The 18,898-nt window shown below is 67.0% G+C and carries 17 protein-coding genes, 2 tRNA genes and 1 riboswitch; of the genes, 17 read left to right on the top strand and 2 right to left on the bottom strand.

The features are described from left to right. Positions 1-141 precede the first annotated feature (141 nt). From QK287_RS12455 to QK287_RS12395, 13 genes are all read left to right on the top strand, one after another. Positions 142-3,381, top strand: coding sequence for an Rne/Rng family ribonuclease (locus tag QK287_RS12455; protein ID WP_282360266.1), 3,240 nt, complete (start codon positions 142-144; stop codon positions 3,379-3,381). A gap of 104 nt (positions 3,382-3,485) precedes the next feature. Further along, a riboswitch (TPP riboswitch) is annotated at positions 3,486-3,583 on the top strand. Beyond that, a complete protein-coding gene (locus QK287_RS12450; RefSeq protein WP_282360265.1) occupies positions 3,575-5,176 on the top strand; it encodes a bifunctional hydroxymethylpyrimidine kinase/phosphomethylpyrimidine kinase in 1,602 nt (533 codons plus the stop codon). Its footprint overlaps the riboswitch before it by 9 nt. Before the next feature lie 354 nt (positions 5,177-5,530). Continuing rightward, positions 5,531-5,839 carry a 50S ribosomal protein L21 gene (rplU, locus tag QK287_RS12445; protein WP_226774594.1) on the top strand — a complete coding sequence of 103 codons (309 nt, stop codon included), beginning with the start codon at positions 5,531-5,533 and terminating at the stop codon, positions 5,837-5,839. Positions 5,840-5,900: 61 nt separating this feature from the next. Next, positions 5,901-6,164, top strand: coding sequence for a 50S ribosomal protein L27 (gene rpmA, locus QK287_RS12440; protein WP_069952019.1), 264 nt, complete (start codon positions 5,901-5,903; stop codon positions 6,162-6,164). 119 nt (positions 6,165-6,283) lie between these two features. Then, complete coding sequence (obgE, locus tag QK287_RS12435) at positions 6,284-7,870, top strand: GTPase ObgE (RefSeq protein ID WP_226774571.1); 1,587 nt, start codon at positions 6,284-6,286, stop codon at positions 7,868-7,870. 10 nt (positions 7,871-7,880) lie between these two features. Continuing rightward, the gene (proB, locus tag QK287_RS12430; RefSeq protein WP_226774570.1) at positions 7,881-9,032 is read left to right on the top strand and encodes a glutamate 5-kinase; all 1,152 of its coding nucleotides are present in this window, start codon (positions 7,881-7,883) and stop codon (positions 9,030-9,032) included. 26 nt (positions 9,033-9,058) lie between these two features. After that, positions 9,059-10,408, top strand: a complete 1,350-nt coding sequence (locus QK287_RS12425) for a glutamate-5-semialdehyde dehydrogenase (RefSeq protein WP_282360264.1) — start codon at positions 9,059-9,061, stop codon at positions 10,406-10,408. Positions 10,409-10,488: 80 nt separating this feature from the next. Next, positions 10,489-10,728 (top strand): hypothetical protein, encoded by a 240-nt coding sequence (locus QK287_RS12420; protein WP_226774568.1) that lies wholly within the window; start codon positions 10,489-10,491, stop codon positions 10,726-10,728. Between the two features lie 13 nt (positions 10,729-10,741). After that, complete coding sequence (gene nadD, locus QK287_RS12415; protein ID WP_282360263.1) at positions 10,742-11,428, top strand: nicotinate-nucleotide adenylyltransferase; 687 nt, start codon at positions 10,742-10,744, stop codon at positions 11,426-11,428. 7 nt (positions 11,429-11,435) lie between these two features. Beyond that, entirely contained in the window at positions 11,436-12,749 is a 1,314-nt protein-coding gene (locus QK287_RS12410) for a hypothetical protein (protein WP_282360262.1), read from the top strand. Between the two features lie 117 nt (positions 12,750-12,866). Further along, positions 12,867-13,268 (top strand): ribosome silencing factor, encoded by a 402-nt coding sequence (rsfS, locus tag QK287_RS12405; protein ID WP_226774565.1) that lies wholly within the window; start codon positions 12,867-12,869, stop codon positions 13,266-13,268. A 140-nt stretch (positions 13,269-13,408) separates the two neighbouring features. Next, positions 13,409-13,481 (top strand) — tRNA-Ala (locus tag QK287_RS12400). A 199-nt stretch (positions 13,482-13,680) separates the two neighbouring features. Next, positions 13,681-13,753: transfer RNA gene (locus QK287_RS12395), tRNA-Ala, on the top strand. A 121-nt stretch (positions 13,754-13,874) separates the two neighbouring features. On the opposite strand, the gene QK287_RS12390 is transcribed toward QK287_RS12395, so the two are convergent. Next, a complete protein-coding gene (locus QK287_RS12390) occupies positions 13,875-14,261 on the bottom strand; it encodes a hypothetical protein (RefSeq protein WP_282360305.1) in 387 nt (128 codons plus the stop codon). A gap of 192 nt (positions 14,262-14,453) precedes the next feature. Between QK287_RS12390 and QK287_RS12385 the strand changes: the two genes are divergently transcribed. From QK287_RS12385 to QK287_RS12370, 4 genes are all read left to right on the top strand, one after another. Then, positions 14,454-14,807, top strand: a complete 354-nt coding sequence (locus QK287_RS12385; protein WP_253032594.1) for a zinc ribbon domain-containing protein YjdM — start codon at positions 14,454-14,456, stop codon at positions 14,805-14,807. Positions 14,808-14,813: 6 nt separating this feature from the next. Then, the gene (locus QK287_RS12380) at positions 14,814-15,989 is read left to right on the top strand and encodes an FAD-dependent oxidoreductase (RefSeq protein ID WP_282360261.1); all 1,176 of its coding nucleotides are present in this window, start codon (positions 14,814-14,816) and stop codon (positions 15,987-15,989) included. 40 nt (positions 15,990-16,029) lie between these two features. Then, a complete protein-coding gene (locus tag QK287_RS12375) occupies positions 16,030-17,214 on the top strand; it encodes a class I SAM-dependent methyltransferase (RefSeq protein ID WP_282360260.1) in 1,185 nt (394 codons plus the stop codon). Between the two features lie 134 nt (positions 17,215-17,348). Then, a complete protein-coding gene (locus QK287_RS12370) occupies positions 17,349-18,551 on the top strand; it encodes an ROK family transcriptional regulator (RefSeq protein ID WP_282360259.1) in 1,203 nt (400 codons plus the stop codon). A 16-nt stretch (positions 18,552-18,567) separates the two neighbouring features. On the opposite strand, the gene QK287_RS12365 is transcribed toward QK287_RS12370, so the two are convergent. Beyond that, positions 18,568-18,765: a hypothetical protein gene (locus QK287_RS12365; protein WP_226774560.1), complete on the bottom strand. Its 198-nt coding sequence runs from the start codon at positions 18,763-18,765 to the stop codon at positions 18,568-18,570. Between the last annotated feature and the right edge of the window lie 133 nt (positions 18,766-18,898).

Raw genomic sequence — 18,898 nt, 5'->3', positions numbered from 1 at the left:
TCCAGGGCTGCCGCACCCCACTGCCGGTGCGAACCTGAGGGTATTCAATTGACTTCTGTCAATGCCCGCGGGTGTTGACAAATATTTGCCCCAACGGGTGCCGGATGTGGCGGCATGTCAGGGGCAGGAGTGTCGCCATATATGGATAATGACCAGGTTGTAACAGGCAACGAAGACGTGCTGGCCGCAAGTGCCGGGGCAGCTGATGAATCAGCGGCCGCGTCACCGCCGAAACGGCCCGTCCGGACCCGCCGCAAGACCCTTCCCAAAAGCGGTACAGGCGCCGCGGAGACCGTCGCGGACACCGCGGTCCCCGCGGAGGTGCCGGACGCTCCGGCCGCCGAAACCAAGGCCCCCGCCCGCCGCTCACGTGCCCGCAAGGTAGCCGAGCCGGCCGAATCCGTTCCTGCTGCGGACCCGGCACAGACCCCGGACGTTCCCTCTGATGTCCCTGCCGGAATGACAGCCGCAGCCGAGGCCGCCGACGCCCCGGCCGAAAAGCCCGTCCGTCGCCGCGCCAGCCGCGCCAAGGCCAAGGCCCCGGCCGCAGGGACCGCAGCTGACGGGGCCGCCAGTGCGGAACCGGAAGCCGCCGCCACGGAAACCGCAGGCGTTACCGCCGCCGCCAGCCCGGTCGCGGATGAAACTGCCGCCGAGGCCCCGGCAGCAGCCCCAGCCGCCGCGGCAGCTGAAAGCCCGGCAACTGAAAGCCCGGCTGCTGAAGCCCCGGCGGAAGCCTCGGCTGCCGCTTCGCTGTTCATGGAGCCGGGAGCGGTTACCTCAATGATCTTCCAGGCACCCGACCTGGCCGCCGCGGCCCGCCCTGTCCCGGCCCCGGCTGCCGCCGCAGCGGAAGCTGACGACGACGACGACGAAGAAGGCGAGAGCGAGGACGCCGGAAGCCGCCGCCGTCGCCGCAGCCGCGGTCGCCGCGGCCGCAGCAGCCGTGGAGCTGAGAGCGAACCGGGTTCCGAAGACGAATCCGACGACGCGGATGACGCTGAAGAAGGCACTGGCGAGCAGCTCGAAGACGGCGTGACCTCCCGCCGCCGTCGCCGCCGCCGTCGCGGCGAGCAGGATCTGGAACTGACCGGCGGGGAGGACGACGACCCGCCCAACACGGTGACGCGCGTCCGTGCGCCGCGCACAGCCAGCGAGGCTCCGGTGAACAACCGTGTCACCTCGCTCAAGGGCTCCACCCGCCTGGAGGCGAAAAAGCAGCGCCGCCGCGAATCCCGCGATACCGGACGCCGCCGCACCGTCATCACCGAGGCCGAGTTCCTGGCCCGGCGCGAATCGGTGGACCGCCAAATGATCGTCCGCCAGCGCGATGACAGAATCCAGATCGGCGTCCTCGAGGACGGCGTGCTGGCCGAGCACTTTGTCTCGAAGACCCAGCAGGATTCCCTGATCGGCAACGTCTACCTGGGCAAGGTCCAGAACGTACTGCCGTCGATGGAAGCCGCCTTCGTCGACATCGGACGCGGCCGCAACGCCGTGCTGTACGCCGGCGAGGTCAATTGGGAGTCCGTCAACCTCGAGGGCAAGCAGCGCCGGATCGAGAACGCGCTGAAGTCCGGCGACTCCGTGCTGGTCCAGGTCACCAAGGATCCCGTCGGGCACAAGGGCGCCCGCCTCACAAGCCAGATCTCGCTGCCCGGCCGCTACCTCGTCTACGTACCCGGCGGTTCCATGACCGGAATCTCGCGCAAGCTGCCCGACGTCGAACGCAACCGCCTCAAGCGGATCCTCAAGGACCGCCTGCCCGAGGATGCTGGCGTTATTGTGCGCACCGCCGCGGAGGGTGCGTCCGAGGAAGAACTCACGCACGACATCAACCGGCTCCGTGCCCAGTGGGAAGGGATCGAGGGCCAGTCGAGCTCAACTAAGATCCTTGCCCCCGAACTGCTCTACGGCGAACCCGATCTGACCATCAAGGTAGTCCGTGATGTCTTCAACGAGGACTTCTCCAAGCTGATCGTCTCCGGTGAGGAAGCGTGGGACACCATCGAGGCCTACGTGACCTACGTAGCCCCCGACCTTGTCGGCCGGCTGGAGAAATGGACCAAGGACTCGGACATCTTCGGTGCCTGGCGCATCGACGAGCAGATCCACAAAGCACTGGACCGCAAGGTTTTCCTGCCCTCCGGCGGCTCGCTCGTAATCGACCGCACCGAAGCCATGACAGTGGTGGACGTCAACACCGGCAAGTTCACCGGCAGCGGCGGCAACCTTGAGGAAACCGTCACCAAAAACAACCTCGAAGCGGCCGAAGAAGTTGTCCGGCAGCTCCGGCTCCGCGACATCGGCGGCATTATCGTGATCGACTTCATCGACATGGTGCTTGAATCGAACCGGGACCTGGTACTGCGCCGCATGGTGGAGTGCCTGGGCCGGGACCGGACCAAACACCAGGTCGCGGAGGTGACTTCGCTGGGCCTCGTGCAGATGACGCGGAAGCGGATGGGTACCGGGCTGCTGGAAGTTTTCGGCGAACAGTGCGAGGCCTGCGCCGGCCGCGGCATTGTGACCCACGACGAGCCGGTGGAGCACCGCCGCGCCAACGTCGTTGCCGCCGAGCATCACATTCCCCGTGCGGAGCAGCCTGCCCCCCCGCGGACCGAACGCAAGAGCCGCCGCCGCGGACGGGGCGGCCAGGGCACGGACGAACAGTCGGTGCCGGCCGCAGCGCACCCCGAGCCCACCGACGCTGAACGCCATGCCAAGGCCGAAGCGACCCGCCACGCGCTGGCGAATATCGCTGCGGCGGCGCATGCTGCCCATCTGCATGACGATGAAGCGGCCACGGGAGTCGACGCCGGGGTCCGCCAGGCCGCTGTTGAGGCAGCCGTCGAGCTGGCCGCAACGGAGGAGGCTGCCGGACGTCCCGGCGCCGTGCTGACCTTCGGCGGCGAACAAGTCGCACTGCCGTTTGTGGAGCATGCCGACGAGTCGGGTGCGCCCGCGCTGACCATGGACCTGCTGACCGAGGCTTTCGCCCAGCTGGGTGACAGCGGGGAAGTCTCCGCGGCGGATCCCGCTGCACCGGCTGCGAAGGCGGCCGCAGCCCGGACTGGACCGGCGGCTCCGGCGCGTGCCGGCGGAACCGGCCCGGGCCGCGCCCAGGCGCCAGGCTCCCAGACGGAGGCGGCCCCCGAGGCCGGCGCCTCCCGTGCCCGCCGCGGACGGCGCAACCGCAGCGCCAGCCGCGCGCAGGGAGCAGCCAACGAAACCTCGGTAGAGCAGCGCCGGGAAGCGCCGCAGGCTGCCGTTTCGGTACACGAGGCAAAGGCCCCGGCAGCAGCAACAACGCCGGCGGCCAAACCGGCCACAAACGAACCGATTATCCTCGGCGTCGGCGTTCCGGCCTCGGAACTCTAACCCCAAGAAAGTTCGGGAAGGCCGCGGGTGCGGTCCGGGCCGCGTAGCAATACGCCAGGTTCGGGCCGTGCCCGCGACTTCGTTAAAGGATGCGGCTAGGCTTGGTCCCTGACACGGGGTGCCGCGCATCGAGCCGGCTGAGATCCAGACCCGTTGAACCTGTCCGGTTAGCACCGGCGAAGGGATGTCTCCCATGACCGCCGCCTCCCCGTTTCTTCCCGCTGTCCCCGCAGCCCCGGCATCCCGGATCCCGCGGGTGCTCACGATCGCAGGCTCGGACCCCTCCGGCGGTGCCGGGATCCAGGCGGACCTGAAGAGCATTGCCGCGCATGGCGGCTACGGCATGGCCGCCATCACCGCCCTGACCGCACAGAACACACGCGGCGTCAGCGCCATCCACGTCCCGCCGGCAGATTTCCTGACCGCCCAGCTTGACGCGGTCAGCGCCGACATCCGGATCGACGCCGTCAAGATCGGGATGCTGGGGGACGCCGCCGTGATCGACGCCGTCCGGACCTGGCTGGCGAAGGTCAGGCCCGCCATTGTGGTGCTGGACCCCGTGATGGTGGCCACAAGCGGTGACCGGCTGCTGCAGGCGCCGGCCGAATCGGCGCTGCAAGAACTGCTGCCCTACGCGGACCTGATCACGCCGAACCTCGCCGAACTCGCGATTCTGCTCAACGAACCCGTCGCCGGCAACTGGGCTGCGGCGCTGGAACAGGGCAAGCGGCTTGCCGCCGGCACCGGCACGACCGTCCTGGTGAAGGGCGGCCACCTCGACGGCACCGGCGCTGCGGGCGGAGCCGGCGAGCACGGCGACGGCTGCCCGGACGCGCTCGTCAACACCTGCGGGGTCCTGGCCCGGGACGTCATAGTAGTACCGGGGGAGCGGGTCCGCACCAGCAACAGCCACGGAACGGGATGCTCACTGTCCGCGGCGATGGCGACCGTGCAGGCCCGGGTCGGGGACTGGGAGGCCGCCTTGCGGGAAGTTAAGCCGTGGCTGGAAGGGGCGCTGCGCACCTCGGCGGACCTCGACGTCGGCAGCGGCAACGGCCCGGTCCATCACTTCCACCATGTCCAGCATCAGACCGCCCATCACGGTACGGGTGCCGGCGGCGGCGAACTGCACCGGGTCCCTGCCGCGGGTGAATTCGCCCGTGGGCTGCGGGAAACCGCTGCTGCCGACCTCGAGGCCATCTACGGCCTGGACTTCATCACGGCCCTGGCGGACGGGTCCTTGCCGGAGCAGGACTTCGCGTACTACCTCGGACAGGACGCCCTGTACCTGAACGGCTATTCGCGGGTCCTCTCCCGGGCCGCCGCGATCGCACCCACGGAAGACGAACAGCTCTTCTGGACCCGCTCCGCACAGAATTGCCTCAGCGTCGAAGCCGAACTGCACCGGACCTGGCTGCGCGGACGCACGGCGGAGCGGACGCTCGGACCGGTCACCAAGTCCTACGTAGACCACCTTCTGGCCGCCTCGGTCACCGGGAGCTACGGAGTGCTGATCGCTGCGGTACTGCCGTGCTTCTGGCTCTATGCCGAGGTGGGACAGGCACTGCACAACCGGTTCCTCGCCGCGGGTGCGCCGGAATCGCACCCCTACGCCGCGTGGCTGCGCACCTACGCCGATCCGGAGTTCGCCGACGCCACCCGGCAGGCCATCGCCCACACCGACACCGCAGCCCGGGCGGCCTCACCCGGCGAACGGGACGCCATGACCGTGGCCTTCCGGCAGTCCGCCCGCTACGAAGTGGACTTCTTCGACGCGCCGCGCGTGCACGCCTGAGCCGCGGGACAGCAGGGAGCCTGTACGATAGGGAGGCGCGGTTCCGGAAGTCGTTGCGGCAACGTCCTGTCCATACAGGGTGTCACCTATCACGTACCTCCCTTCGGAACCAGCCTCATTTGCGGCCGAAGGCAAAATTAGCGTAGTCTAGATCTTCGGTGCTTACGCCAACACTTGGGTTATGACCTTGAGGACGCTCCACTTGATTTCAGGTGCGAATGTCCACGGGATAGCTCATGGGTTCCCCCGGGGAACCCACCGGCGTAGAGGCACAGCGTGAGCCGGACCATCAACTTTGGACCCAGGTTCCGCACGCAAATCTAGTAATAAACGTCGAGAGAAGTGAGTTCCCCAGTGGTGTACGCGATTGTCCGCGCAGGCGGCCGGCAAGAGAAGGTTTCCGTTGGAGACTTCGTTACCCTGAACCGCGTCCCCGGTGGAGCCGGCAGCACCTTTGAGTTGCCCGCACTGCTCCTGGTAGACGGTGACAAGGTCATGTCTGCTGCTTCGGACCTGGCCAAGGTAAAGGTTACGGCTGAGATCCTTGAGGACCTTCGCGGTCCCAAGATCGTCATCCAGAAGTTCAAGAACAAGACCGGTTACAAAAAGCGCCAGGGTCACCGTCAGGAATTGACCAAGGTCAAGATCACCGGTATCAAGTAACTACTCGTTACTGTTCAGGTTTTCAGCAGATTCCCCAGAATTTTAAGGCAGGCATTTCCAAATGGCACATAAAAAAGGCGCGAGTTCCACTCGCAACGGTCGTGACTCGAACGCCCAGTACCTCGGCGTCAAGCGCTTCGGCGGTCAGGTAGTTTCCGCAGGCGAGATCATCGTCCGCCAGCGTGGAACCCACTTCCACCCGGGCGCCGGCGTTGGCCGCGGCGGCGACGACACCCTGTTCGCCCTGGCTCCCGGAGCCGTCGAGTTCGGCACCCGCCGCGGTCGTCGCGTTGTGAACATTGTGGCTGCAGCAGCTGCAGAGTAGTACCTACGTTTTAAATCGGTGGGGCGGGCCATTAGGTCCGCTCCACCGGTGTTTTAACCGCATTACAATCATCCTGAGCGTCTTTGCACGCTTACGGGAACAGCACTGAGGAGATCCACGTGGCGAGCTTTGTAGACCGGGTAGTACTGCACGTATCCGGCGGTACCGGCGGCCACGGCTGTGTCTCCGTTCACCGCGAGAAGTTCAAGCCGCTCGGCGGTCCCGACGGCGGCAACGGCGGCAACGGCGGCGACGTTATCCTGCGCGTGGACCCCCAGACCACGACCCTGCTCGATTACCACCACGCCCCGCACCGCCACGCCACCAACGGCGGACCCGGTATGGGCGACTGGCGCGCCGGCAAGCACGGCGAAACCCTGATCCTCCCGGTTCCCGAGGGCACCGTGGTCAAGTCCAAGGACGGCAGGGTCCTCGCAGACCTGGTCGGTGAGGGTTCCGAATACATCGCCGCGGCCGGCGGCATCGGTGGACTGGGCAACGCTTCGCTCTCCTCGCAGAAACGCCGCGCCCCGGGATTCGCCCTGCTCGGCATCGAAGGCGAATCCAGTGACGTTGTCCTGGAACTGAAATCCATCGCCGATATTGCCTTGGTCGGGTTCCCCTCCGCCGGCAAGTCCAGCCTGATTGCCGCGATGTCTGCCGCCCGGCCCAAAATCGCCGACTACCCGTTCACCACCCTGATCCCGAACCTCGGTGTGGTCCAGGCCGGCGAGGTGCGCTTCACCATCGCCGACGTCCCCGGCCTGATCGAAGGCGCCAGCGAAGGCAAGGGCCTCGGCCACCACTTCCTGCGCCACGTTGAGCGTTGCGCCGCCCTGGTGCATGTGCTCGACTGCGGCACGCTCGAATCAGACCGCGATCCGCTCTCGGACCTCGCCGTCATCGAAGCCGAGCTGGACAAATACGCGGTGGACATGAGCTATGCCGGTTCCGACGGTGAAGTTGTTCCGCTGAACCAGCGCCCGCGCCTGATCGCCCTGAACAAGGTCGACCTCCCGGACGGCAAGGACATGGCAGAATTTGTCCGCCCCGAACTCGAATCCCGCGGCTTCAAGGTCTTCGAAATTTCGGCGACCAGCCACGAAGGTCTCCGCCAGCTTGGCTTCGCGATGGGCGAGATCGTCCAGGCTGCCCGCGACGCCATTGCTGCCGCGCCGCCGAAGGTCCACGCCCCGGTACTCAAACCTCGCGCCGTCAACGAGTCCGGCTTCAAAATCCGCCGCGAGGAGAAGAACCTGGAGCCGCTGTTCCGCGTCCTCGGCGACAAGCCCGTGCGCTGGGTCAAGCAGACCGACTTCACCAACGAGGAGGCTATCGGCTACCTTGCTGACCGACTGGCTAAGCTCGGCGTAGAAAACGAGCTGTTCAAACAGGGCGCCACCCCGGGCGACATGGTGGTCATCGGTGAAGACGACGGCGTCGTCTTCGACTGGGAGCCGACCATGATGGCCGGCGCCGAACTGTTGGCAGCACCCCGCGGAACCGACGTGCGCTTTGCCGACATCGGCGACCGCCCCACCCGTGGCCAAAAGCGCGATGAACAGGTGGAGCGCCGCGAGGCCAAGGCTGCGGCCCGCGCCGAGCTCGAAGCCGAGCGCAAAGCCGGTATCTGGACTGAATCCGTCAGCGGCCGCCGGCCCAAGCCGCTTAAGGAAAGCGCCCTTGACACCGAGAATGAGGAGTGAGCCTTAACACGTGAGCGACAAGTCCGCAGTTGTCATCGAGGAACCCAAAACCAACGACCGCAGGCTGCTCGCCCGGGCTCGCCGCATTGTGGTCAAGGTGGGTTCGTCGTCGCTCACCAGTATCAAGGGCGGAATCTCCGAGGACGCGCTGATCGAACTGTCGAACGCGCTGGCGGCCAAAAGCAATAGCGGCACCGAAATCATCCTGGTGTCTTCGGGAGCGATCTCCGCGGGGCTCGCGCCGCTGGGCCTGACGAAGCGTCCCCGGGACCTCGCCACCCAGCAGGCCGCCGCCAGCGTGGGCCAGGGGCTGCTGATGGCCCGTTACACGCACGCCTTTGGTGCCCACGGGATTACCGTCAGCCAGGTGCTCCTGACCGCAGATGACCTGATGCGGCGCAGTCACCACATGAATGCGTTCCGGGCGCTGAACCGTTTGCTGAACCTGGGCGTTGTGCCGGTTGTCAACGAAAATGACACGGTGGCCACGCACAAGATCCGTTTCGGCGACAACGACCGCTTGTCCGCCCTGGTGGCGCACCTGGTCCGGGCCGATGCCCTGCTGTTGCTCTCCGACGTCGATGCCCTCTACGACGGCCCGCCCGCCAAAGGTGCCAAGCGCATTCCCCGGGTCGACGGCCCCGCGGACCTGGAGGACGTCACCATCGGCTCGCCCGGCAAGGCGGGGGTCGGAACAGGCGGAATGCAGACCAAAGTCGAAGCCGCCACGATGGCCGCGGATTCCGGTATCCCCGCGCTGGTCACCTCCACGGCAAACGCTGCCGCCGCACTGGCGGGGGAGGACGTCGGCACCTTGTTCACTGTCAACAGCGGACGAAAGTCCGTGCGGATGATGTGGCTGGCCCACCTCGCCCATGTGCAGGGCCGGCTGATCCTCGACGACGGCGCCGTCACAGCCGTCCGCGACCACCACACCTCCTTGCTTCCGGCTGGCGTCACTGCCGTGGAAGGGACCTTTGAATCCGGCGACGCCGTCGAGATGGTTGCAGCGGATGGGACAGTCGTTGCGCGCGGGCTGGTCAACTATTCATCCGATGAGCTCCCGCAAATGCTGGGCCGTTCCACAGTGGAACTGGGGGAGTCGCTGGGCAGGGGCTTCGACCGGGAGGTCATCCACGTAGATGACCTGGTTCTGGTCTAACCGGGAGGCTCGCCTAGACTGGAATGATGACTGAGGCACTGATTCACGAATCCGCAGCGAATTCCATCGACTCAACCACGGGCTCTTCCGTGCCTGAACCATCCTCGCTTTCACCGGCCGACGTCGAGGCCGCCGTCCACGCCATCGCCGACCGTTCCCGTGCCGCCGGCCGCAGGATGTCCCGCGCCAACCGGGCCTGGAAGGACCGGGGGCTGCGCGCGATCGCCGCAGCGCTGTTGGAGCGTCAGGCAGGGGTCCTCGCCGCCAACGCCACGGACGTGGCCGCCGGGAAGGCCAACGGCACCTCCGCGGCGCTGCTGGACCGGCTCACCCTCACCGATGCCCGCATCCAGGGCCTCGCCGCCGCCCTGGAGAACCTCGCCAACCTGCCGGATCCGGTCGGCAACGTAGTGCGCGGCCAGACCCTGCCCAACGGGCTGCGGCTGCGCCAGGTCAACGTCCCGATGGGTGTCGTCGCCGCCATCTACGAGGCGCGTCCCAACGTCACGGTGGACATCGCCGGGCTCGGCCTCAAGAGTGGCAACGCCGTCATCCTGCGCGGCGGAACCGCCGCCGCCGCCACCAACGCAGCGCTCGTTACCGTGCTCCGTGACGCCCTGGAGTCGGTGGGCCTGCCCGCCGACGCAGTGCAAAGTGTTGACCAGTTCGGCCGCGAAGGAGCCAACGCCCTGATGCGTGCACGCGGCCGGGTGGACGTCCTGATTCCCCGCGGCGGCCGTGACCTCATCCAGTCCGTTGTGGCCAACGCCAATGTTCCCGTGATTGAGACCGGCGAAGGCAATGTGCACATCTTCCTGGACGCTTCCGCGAACGAGGAGATGGCCGTGGAGATCCTGCTGAACTCCAAGACCCAACGGCCCAGCGTCTGCAATACCGTGGAAACCCTGCTGGTCCACTCCGGCTCGACAGTGCTGCCCGCCGTCGCCGCTGCCCTGCGCGACGCCGGCGTTACGCTGCATGCCGACGATCGGATCCGCGCTGCACTGCCCGCCTCGATAGACTCGGTCCCCGCCACGGACGAGGACTGGGCCACCGAATACATGGACCTGGACCTTGCCGTGGCCATGGTCGACAGCGTGGAGGACGCCGTCAGGCACATCCGAACCTGGTCCACCGGCCACACCGAGGCCATCCTGACCAATGACCTTGGCAACGCCGAGCGGTTTATTGCCGAGATTGACTCGGCCGCCGTTATTGTCAACGCGTCCACCCGCTTCACCGACGGCGGTGAACTCGGCCTCGGCGCCGAGGTGGGTATATCCACCCAGAAGCTGCACGCCCGCGGACCCATGGGCCTGACGGAACTGACCACCACCAAATGGATCGTCCAGGGCGAGGGCCAGATCAGGTCCTAGCAACGCTGTAACATGGAACAGAAGTCCGGAACGGCGGGGATATCCGCCGTCGTTAAATTGTGAACTCACTAGGGGAGAACATGCTGTCCCAGCAGATCGCCACAATCGTCGCCGCCGTGGGCGGATCAGGCCACGAGGAACTCGCGCCGCTCATCGCACCGCCGATCGTAATTGGCGCCGTGATGTTCGCGCTGCTGATGGTCATGCTGTCGGTCACACTGTCCTACGGCAACCTGGGCAGGCGCCATGCAGCCGTTGAGGAGCACGCGGATCCGCACCGCCAGCACCCGAACAAGCACGATCACAGCCAAGGCCACTAATATTTCCGCCATCGTGACGCAGCGCGGTGCCCGGCGCCGTCTGCGTCTGGGCGTGATGGGCGGTACCTTCGATCCCATCCATCACGGCCACCTTGTTGCCGCCAGCGAGGTGGCAGCCAAGTTCGACTTGGACGAAGTGGTTTTTGTGCCGACCGGCCAGCCGTGGCAGAAGATGAGCAAAAAGGTCAGCGAGGCCGAGCACCGCTACCTCATGACAGTCATCGCCACGGCGTCAAACCCGCGCTTTACCGTCAGCCGGGTGGACGTGGACCGGCCCGGTCCCACGTACACTATCGACACCCTTCGTGACCTCCGAACCCTGCGCCCGGAGGCGGACCTGTTTTTTATTACCGGCGCCGACGCCCTGGCGCAGATCTTGTCCTGGAAGGACATTGACGAGCTGTGGTCCCTTGCGCACTTCGTCGGCGTCACCAGGCCCGGACACGTCCTGGACGGAATGGGCCGCAAGGACGTCAGCCTGCTCGAGGTGCCAGCGATGGCAATCTCCTCGACCGACTGCCGCGCCCGGGTAGCTGCAGGAAACCCTGTCTGGTACTTAGTGCCGGACGGTGTAGTGCAGTACATCGCCAAATACGGACTGTACGGCGGCCACCCGGACGTCGGGGACACCTCCGCCGGAAATGGCGCCGCACGCTACGACCGCAGTACCGAGTTAGCCCACCCCGCCAGCATCGAATGAGTTTGCAATGAGTCAGGAACAGCCACCAATCCGCAGCCGTCGCGAACTGCGACAGGCCAGAGATGAACGCCGGGAGCCCGGTGCCCCCGCTTCCGGCGCGGTTCCCCCTGCCTCGAATAGCCCGGCCTCAGCAAACAAGGACGCCGCAAACAAGGACGCCGCAAACAAGGACGCCGCAAACAAGGATGCCCCGCGGCCGGACGCCGTTGATCCCGGTGAACCCACCGAAGCGGAAACCACCGGCCGGCGCCGGATTCCCGGCCCGGTCGACTCGGTCAGCAGTTCCCCGGGAACCGAACGGTCCTCGCAGATCCGGGCCCGCGACCGCGCCACCTTGCGAACCATCAAGGAATTAGCCGAGAAGGAAGGCAACCTCGCCGCCGGCGGACCGCCGACGCGTCGCCAGTTGCGGTTGCTGCAGCTGGCCGCCGAGACAGCCCCGGCAACGTCCGCCAATCTGATCGTCCCTGCCTCGCCCCGCACCCGGGTCAGCCCCTCCGCGCCCCCGCCGGGGGCGGAAGCCGACGCGCCGGCCGCGGGTGCGGAAACCGCCGCCCCGGCGGACGAGGAAGCCGTAGCCGGCCCGGGAGCTCCGGGCGCCGTGGGGATGAGCGTGGAACAGGCCCTCGCCGCACGCGAACTCCTCGCCCAGCAGGCGCAGAACCAACTGGCCAAGATGGAACACATCAACGCCGTGGACGCCGATGCCGTGGATCCGCGCGCACTGGCGGAGCAGATCGCCGTGGCCGAACGGGCCGCAGTACTGGGACGCCGTGCCGCCGCGAAGCAGAAGCTGGCCGAGCAGAACAGCGTGCCGGAGCCGGTGCGCAATGATCCGACCACAGCTAATAACCTGGCAATGGTCACACCCCTGGAGTTCGTCCAGTTTCCGGGCGTGGAGCGGCCGGTCCTGAAGCGCCCTGCCACCTCACACGTTCCGGTTGTCACCAACCCGGGCCCCCGGGTTGGTGACAACCGCAAGTCCGGCGGCCACCGCCCCGGTGCATCCCGCCAGCGCAAACCCGGCCCTGCGACCGGTCGTGCCGGGGTGCTTGCCCGCGCCGAGGCCGCTGCCCGTGCTTCGTCCGTGCCGCCGGCAGAATCCCAGCCGGAGGCGGGGGAACCGCCAACGCTCCGGTCCGAGGAGGACTTCGCCGGCGGCTCGCCGGTGGCCGCAAGCGCAGCCTACGGGCTTGAACCCCTGGACGCGGTCACGGCCGGTTTGGGCAGGGCGCGGCGCCTGCGCCTGGTGGTACTGGCCCTGGGGGTGCTGGCACTGATCGCCGGCATCACGCTGATTGTCACTGCCATCTCCGGCTAGCCACCTTCGCTGCGGGCCGCGCGCTTCCGCCCGGTGGCCACCCGCGCAGTTTCAGAACACACGCTTGTTACCCATAACGCTTTTTACCCAACACTTTTGTACCCAATAAGGAGTCCCGTGACTGCAACAGATTCATCCATCGCCTCAGCCCGCCACGCAGCCCGAGCGGCTGCCGAGAAGCTCGCTGAGGACATCGTCGCCATGGACGTCAGCGAACGGCTGGCCCTGGCGGATATCTTCCTGATTGCCTCGGCGCCGTCCGAACGCCAGGTTAATGCCATTGTGGACGGCATCGAAGACGAACTCTCCAAATTCGAGCTCAAGCCGATCCGCCGTGAGGGCCGCTCCGGCGGCCGCTGGGTCCTCTTGGACTACGGCAACATCGTTATTCACGTCCAGCACGAGGAAGACCGCGTGTTTTACGCCCTGGAGCGCCTCTGGAAGGACTGCCCCGTTGTGGACCTTCAGCTTGGCGACGACGTTTCCGCGCAGGCAGCGGCGGGCCCCGAAGCGGAGTAACCCGGCATGCAGCTGCGGAATATGCCCGATTTGGAATTTTCCGAAAGACTGTTCTAAGATATTTGAGTTGCTTCGGAGAAATCCGGACCAAGTACGGAGCCCGGAGGCGAAAGCCGGCGGGGTCGGGGCAGCGAAAATTCGGGGCTGTGGCGCAGCTGGTAGCGCACCTGCATGGCATGCAGGGGGTCAGGGGTTCGAGTCCCCTCAGCTCCACCGGATAATCCGTCGGAATCGAAAGATTCCGGCGGATTTTTTGCGTATGGCGGTTGTCCGGCCCGGGCGTGGAACGTCGGGGTCGGGCCGGTTTCTCCGAGCCGGCCCGCCGATTCGCGTGAACCGGAATTGTGGTTTAAGATAAACAGGTTGCTTCCGGAGAGACGTTCCTTCGCAGGACGGATTTCCCGGCACGTTCGGGGCTGTGGCGCAGCTGGTAGCGCACCTGCATGGCATGCAGGGGGTCAGGGGTTCGAGTCCCCTCAGCTCCACCGAAAAAGGTCCTGCTCAGTGAGCAGGACCTTTTGTCTTTCGGGGAATTTTTGGGCCCGGAGCGGGCTGCCGGCTGCAATGCACGAACCAGCCGGGACAAGGGCAGGCAGCGGTGCCGGTCTACCGGCCGGCGCGCCGATTCATCCGCCAGGCCCGCCAGGCGCCCGTGGACCACAAGGCCCAGAGCACCAGCAGCGGCTGGAACAGCAGCCGGATCCCGCGGCTGGTGTCCGAGTTGAGACCAAACGAATCGGTGCCGGTTACGAACTGGGAGATATTCCCGGGAAAAACGGCGACAAAAAAGGCAGCGACCAGCCAACCGAGGGCAACCCGCCGCCGCCTGATCAGCAGCAGGCCAACGCCCAGGCCGATTTCCACCAGTCCGGACGCAACCACCACAAAGTCCACGTCCAACGGCAACCATGGCGGCACCTGGGCATGGAACGCCTCCCGCGCCCAGCTCAGGTGGCTGACACCGGCCAGCAACAGGAATCCTCCCAGCAGCATCCTGCCTGCAGTCCGGACGCCGGAGCGCAGCCGGGAATCCCCCGGCACGGGAGGCGAACCCGGTGTTGGGACCGGGCGGTGGGGTTGAACTGGGCTCTGGGCCATGGGGCGCCGCCTTCACTCTGGGGAGCTCAGCTTAGCAATGCCGGCCTTCCCGCGATTCGGCCCGGCACCTCGACTACTGTTGGGGTCGTGAATGAGACCCTGCCGCCGTGCCCGGAATGCTCCAGTGAATACAGCTATGAGATGGGTGCGCTCCTGGTCTGCCCCGAGTGTGCCCACGAATGGTCGCCCGCAGCGGAAGCAGAGACCGGCGGACAGGAACCAGCACCGGTCAAGGATGCCGTTGGCAACGTCCTCTCCGACGGGGACACAGTGACGGTCATTAAGGACCTGAAGATCAAGGGCAGTTCCACCGTCATCAAAGTCGGGACCAAAGTCCGCGGAATCCGGCTGGTCAACGGGGTTGGGGGCCACAACATCGACTGCAAGGTCGACGGCGTCGGACCCATGCAGCTGAAATCCAGTGTCGTCAAGAAAATGTGAGCCGTAATGTCCACAGCGGGTGACGGGACGCTCAGGTCCGCCGACGTGGTTGTTATCGGCGGTGGCCAAGCCGGGCTCTCCGCCGCCTACCACCTGCGCCGCCGCGGCCTGGTCCCGGCCACGGCCCGCCCCGACAACGGAGGAACGGCCGAGGGCGGAGGAACCGGCGGGCCGGCCGGCAGCTACCATGTCCTCGACGGGGAGGACGGTCCAGGCGGGGCCTGGCGGCACCGCTGGAAGAGCCTGCGGATGTCCACCGTCAACGGCATCAGCGACCTGCCCGGCCGGCCGCAGCCCGCCGTCGACCCGGACGAAGCGAGCTCCAGCTTCCTGCCGAGGTACTTTGGCGGCTACGAACACGAGCTCTCGCTCGCCGTCGAGCGCCCCGTCAAAGTCCGGTCGGTCACCCGGGAGGACGCGGAGCCGAACGGGCGGCTGCGGATCGCCAGCACGGGCGGCGACTGGTCCGCCCGGGCCATCATTAACGCCACCGGTTCCTGGACCCGGCCGTTTTGGCCGATCTACCCTGGACGGGCCACCTTCCAGGGGCGGCAGCTGCACGTTGCGGACTACGTTTCCGCCGAAGAGTTCCGCGGCCGGCACGTGATCGTGGTGGGCGGGGGAATCTCCGCCGTCGGTTTGCTCGACGAGATCTCCCACGTCACCGGGACCAGCTGGTTCACCCGCCGGGAACCGGTCTGGCGGGAGACGGACTTTGACCGCCGGGCCGGGCACAACGCCGTCGCGCTGGTGGAAGAACGCGTCCGGCAGGGACTGCCGCCGCAAAGCATCGTCGCGGTGACCGGGTTGCTCTGGACCCCGGCCCTGCGCGCGGCCGCGGACCGCGGTGTCCTGGAGCGCCAGCCCATGTTCACCGGCATCGAGCCCGGGGGAGTGCGGCGGGCAGATGGCAGCTTCCTGGCCGCCGACGTGATTCTCTGGGCCACCGGCTTCCGGGCGGAGCTTGAACACCTCGCCCCGCTGCACCTGCGCGGCCCGGGCGGCGGGATCGCCATGGACGGCACGCAGGTGGCCGCGGAACCACGGGTCCACCTGGTGGGCTACGGTCCGTCCTCGTCCACCATCGGTGCCAACCGGGCGGGCCGGTCCGCGGTGGCAGGCATCCTGCGTTTACTTGGCGGGCAGGATAAATTGGCAGGGGACTTCGTTTACCCGTCCTGAACACTCACTCACCGGACTCACATAAGGCGGCAACTCGCGCGTGGCGGACAACACTCTTGAATCCCTCTTCTCCCGGCTGGGCAGGTCTCCGGATGTGGAGGCGCCCAACTTGCAGGCCTGGGACGCCACGGACCCGCTCCTGCTCGAGGCCGCCGGCGGACTGCTCGCGGACGGGCTGCTGCCTCCGGGCGGACGGCTGGCCATCGTGGGGGACCGGTACGGAGCGTTGACCCTCGGCGCGCTGGCGCTGAACAGGTGGAACACCGGGGAGCCGGGCGCGCTGAATGGCCCGGTCCGTGTGCACCAGGACCTCATCACCGGGGAACGTGCCCTCCGCAACAACGCGGAGAAGCTAGGCGTCGACGGCGGTTTTGAGCCGTTTCCGCTCGGCGCCGGGCTGCTGTCCGGTGCCACCCTGGTGTTGCTCCAGCTGCCCAAGTCGCTGGCTGAGCTCGAGGAGATTGCCGACGCCGTCGCCCGCTACGCCGCGCCCGACGTTGTGCTGCTGGCCGGCGGCCGGGTCAAACACATGAGCCTGGGCATGAACGCCGTGCTGGAGCGTCACTTCGGTGAAGTCCAGCCGCAGCGTGCCCGGCAAAAGTCCCGGATCCTGCTGGCCCGGCGTCCCCGCCCCGCCACCGGGGCCCCGCCGTTCCCCAGCACGGCGGTCAATACCGACCTGGGACTGGCTGTCTGTGCCCGGGGCGCAGTCTTTGCCGGCACCGGGCTGGACATCGGCACCCGGTTCCTGCTGGAGTTCCTGCCCCGGATGCCGGCCGCACGGCACGCCGTCGACCTCGGCTGCGGGACCGGCATCCTCGCCGCCATGTATGCCCGCAGCCACCCCGGTTCCCGGGTCACGGCCACGGACCAGTCCGCCGCCGCCGTCGAGTCCGCCCGAGCCACGGCGCAGGCCAACGGCCTCGGTGACCGGATCACGGCCCTGCAGGACGATGCGATGGGCTCACTCCCGGAGGCCAGCGCCGGGCTAATCCTGCTCAACCCGCCCTTCCACGTCGGTGCGGCGGTGCATTCCGGGGCTGGCATCAAACTTATCGAGGCGGCAGGCCGGGTGCTGGCTCCGGGCGGGGAGCTCTGGACGGTGTTCAACAGCCACCTGCACTACCGGCCCACGCTGCAGCGGCTTATTGGCCCCACCCGCGAGGTCGGAAGAAACCCTAAATTCACCGTGACAGCGAGCATCCGGAAATCCGCTGCAGTGTGAAGCGGGGTGTATGGGCCGCCACCGGAGCTTAACGTACGATTCTGAGATAAGCAGTGCGCAGCCAAAGACGTTTAGGGGTATCAGTGCCTGAAATCCGCCAGCCCTCGCCGAGGCGCGGAACCAACTTGCCGCGGATGGGGGATTTCAACCTCACGGTGATCCTCGACGCCATCCGTCGGTCCCCGGCGGGCCTTAGCCGGGTGGAACTGGCGCAGATTGTCGGGCTGTCCCCGCAGACGATCTCCAACATCTCCCGGCGGCTGCTGGACCAGGACCTGATCTACGAGGCGGGCAAGGAAGGCACCGGCCCGGGCAAGCCGCGGACCATGCTCAGGCTCAAGTCCTCCGGGATGTACGCCGTGGGTGTCCATCTGGATCCCGCCGTCATAACGTTCGTCGTGCTGGACCTGGTCGGAGCAGTGGTCAAGCATTCCCGGATCAAGACCCCGATGGGCTCGGATCCCGGCGCCGTTATCAACACCATCGCCGCCGAAATCAAGCAGCTGATCTTGGATTCCGGCGTCGACCCCGCGCGGATCGCCGGCCTCGGCGTCGCTTCTCCCGGACCGATCGACCTGGAGGAGGGCTCGGTGGTTGACCCTCCGCTCCTGCTCGGTTGGGACCGAGTGCCGCTCCGGGATGCGCTCGCAGCGGCGACGGGGCTGTCCACCATCGTGGATAAGGATGTAACAAGCGCCGCTGTGGCGGAGACCTGGGCGGGCGGTCCGAGCGGCTCCGGCAGCTTCGTGTTTATGTACATGGGCACCGGCATCGGCTGCGGGATCGTGCTCAATGACGAGGTGGTCCGCGGCACCTCCGGCAACGCCGGCGAGATCGGGCATATCATCGTGGATCCTGACGGCCCGCCGTGCGTGTGCGGGGCGCGCGGCTGCGTCCTGTCCTCCTGCATCCCGCAGGTCCTGGTGGCCCGCGCCGTCGAAACGGGGGTCCTGGCGGGACCCCTTGCGGTCCAGACAGGTCCTGCCCTCCAGGAGAGCTTCGCCGCGCTGTGCGCGGCGGCGGTCGCAGGCGAGCCCCGGGCCGAGGCGATCATTGACCATTCCGCCGTGCTGGTGGCCCGCGCCGTCTCCATCGTTACCAACGCCTTGGACGTGGACCGTGTGGTTTTCGGCGGCCCGTTCTGGACCTGCCTCTCACAGCGCTACCTTGAACGGGTCCCGGAGCTCGTCCGGGACGGCAGCGCCACCCGGAAGATCCACGAGATCGAAGTGGTCGGCACCGGCGTCGGCGAGGACGTCGGCGCTGTCGGCGCCGCCTGCCTCGTGCTTGAACACACGCTGGCACCGCGCTCGCAGCGCCTCCTGCTGGACGGCTAAAGCCTGCCGGCAGGCGTCAGTCGATGTCCTCCACAACGGAACCGAACGGGATGGTGGAGTCCAGATGGGCCTGGTGGTCGTGCGGGTGCACCACAACCCGGACGCCGTGCATCTTGTCCGCCGCGGACTGCATCAAAATGGGACGCACGGCGTTGATGAAACTCTCGCTCTTGCCGGCGAGGTACTCCTGGTAGCTGGCTGGAAGCTGGATCATGGCAAAAGAATAGTCCTGCGCGGGTGTGAAAGGCAGATGCCGGCGCCAACACTTCCGCCGGGTATACCGTCCGCAAACCGGCCCCTGGCGCATTAAAGCGAAGAATGTTCTGTCACCAGCCGGAAAGTTCCGT

The organism is Arthrobacter sp. AL05, from assembly GCF_029960715.1.
Classification (GTDB): domain Bacteria; phylum Actinomycetota; class Actinomycetes; order Actinomycetales; family Micrococcaceae; genus Arthrobacter.
This window is presented reverse-complemented; position numbering and strand designations above follow the sequence as displayed.

Coding starts and splice junctions, on each gene's coding strand:
- QK287_RS12370 (WP_282360259.1), top strand. CDS start 17,349: ATGGGGGATTTCAACCTCACGGTGATCCTCGACGCCATCCGTCGGTCC.
- QK287_RS12420 (WP_226774568.1), top strand. CDS start 10,489: ATGCTGTCCCAGCAGATCGCCACAATCGTCGCCGCCGTGGGCGGATCA.
- QK287_RS12425 (WP_282360264.1), top strand. CDS start 9,059: ATGACTGAGGCACTGATTCACGAATCCGCAGCGAATTCCATCGACTCA.
- QK287_RS12365 (WP_226774560.1), bottom strand. CDS start 18,765: ATGATCCAGCTTCCAGCCAGCTACCAGGAGTACCTCGCCGGCAAGAGC.
- QK287_RS12455 (WP_282360266.1), top strand. CDS start 142: ATGGATAATGACCAGGTTGTAACAGGCAACGAAGACGTGCTGGCCGCA.
- rpmA (WP_069952019.1), top strand. CDS start 5,901: ATGGCACATAAAAAAGGCGCGAGTTCCACTCGCAACGGTCGTGACTCG.
- QK287_RS12450 (WP_282360265.1), top strand. CDS start 3,575: ATGACCGCCGCCTCCCCGTTTCTTCCCGCTGTCCCCGCAGCCCCGGCA.
- QK287_RS12390 (WP_282360305.1), bottom strand. CDS start 14,261: ATGCTGCTGGGAGGATTCCTGTTGCTGGCCGGTGTCAGCCACCTGAGC.
- QK287_RS12410 (WP_282360262.1), top strand. CDS start 11,436: ATGAGTCAGGAACAGCCACCAATCCGCAGCCGTCGCGAACTGCGACAG.
- QK287_RS12380 (WP_282360261.1), top strand. CDS start 14,814: ATGTCCACAGCGGGTGACGGGACGCTCAGGTCCGCCGACGTGGTTGTT.